General features: G+C 29.1%; 1 protein-coding gene. It reads right to left on the minus strand.

Annotated elements, in window-relative coordinates:
- The coding region (locus ACNDLV_RS08260) for a YfhO family protein (RefSeq protein ID WP_498883117.1) at window positions 1-1413 on the minus strand (1413 nt) is incomplete at both ends.

A 1413-nucleotide genomic window follows, 5' to 3' on the forward strand; every position in this document is an offset into this window, starting at 1 on the left:
CTTTTTTACCATTAGCTGTAGCATACCACCCATTAGAATATGGAATAGTAGTAAGTAACGACTGACCCTTATGTAAAGTAATAGTTCCACTTATTGAGTTCCCTTTCCAAGTAGTTATAGCCATTTTTCTGCTTTGAACTAGTTGTATTGATTTAAATAACGCATTTTCGTTTAATAGATATAAATTTGGTTGAATAATTTTTAAGATTAATTTTCCGTTTTCAGGTATATGTATTCCAATAGGTTGTAAATTAACCGATAAGCTTCTGAAAGAATGTCCATTAATTGTCATTTTACTTGCATCGGAAATATATTTTCCCCATGACATAATGGTAGGGTCTAACATGATATAACCATTGGAATTTGGTTTAGCTTGGTAAGTGAAAATAACTGAAGACTTTTTCTTTTTAATTTGTTGCATACTAATTAGATTATTGCTGGTTTTGATAAGCATATTATTGCTAGTTATTTGCGGAGTAATTGCGTTACTGAAATAAACTGTCTTAGTATTAGTTAAAGATTGTAGTATTTTTTCTTGATTAAGTAGAGCAGAATTACTCTTTAAATTTAAATTATTTTTGCTATAGCCTGCAAAAACTAAAGGAAAAACAGCCATTTTATAAGCGATATTATTTTTATCTTTGTACCAATTCTTATTGGATACTAAATCATCACGTAAGCCATAATTAGAAAATCCTTTTACCGTAGTAGCTTTATTTGACATTATATAAGTTTTAATCCCAAGCAAGGCATCTGTTAACTGAGTTCCAGTTGAATAATAAGTATAATAGCCTATGCTTGGCAACCCAAGTAAACCAAGGAGTTTACTAAGGTGAGGATCATTATTAGAACTGAAAACATTAACGCCGCGATAATTAAATGTGTAACTTTCTCCTCGGTCATTATTAAGTAAGAATGATTTCTCTAATCTTTGAGATTTTGCGCTTGTAGGCAATTTATTAATTAAAGAGGCAGTTTGTTCTGTATAAGGATTATATGATGTCACATTTTTACTAGTTGTTGACCAAGTAACCCAAGTATTTAAGAAAATATCTACTATTAATAACAATGCTATAAACTTGCTATTTATTTTTTCTAATATATATAAATTTAAAATGATTATAGAGATAACTAGAACGATTAAAGTTGCAAAAAGTGAAGATTTGGGAATCCCTAACACCTTTTTAACTATCAAAACATAATAGATTATAAAACAGATTAAAAAAGCATTAGTTATCCAAAATGTTCGTTGGGGAAGATGTTGTATATGATTAATTGAAATTGAAGCTAAATAGATTAAAGTAAATGTAATAATGAAAGCAAAGCGATAAGGATAGAAAATAGGTGGTTGCCCCCCATGCCACAATAGGTAAATTTTCGTGGAAATTAATCCAGAAAAAGTAAAAAGAAGTA

This window comes from Lactobacillus fornicalis, from assembly GCF_055362665.1.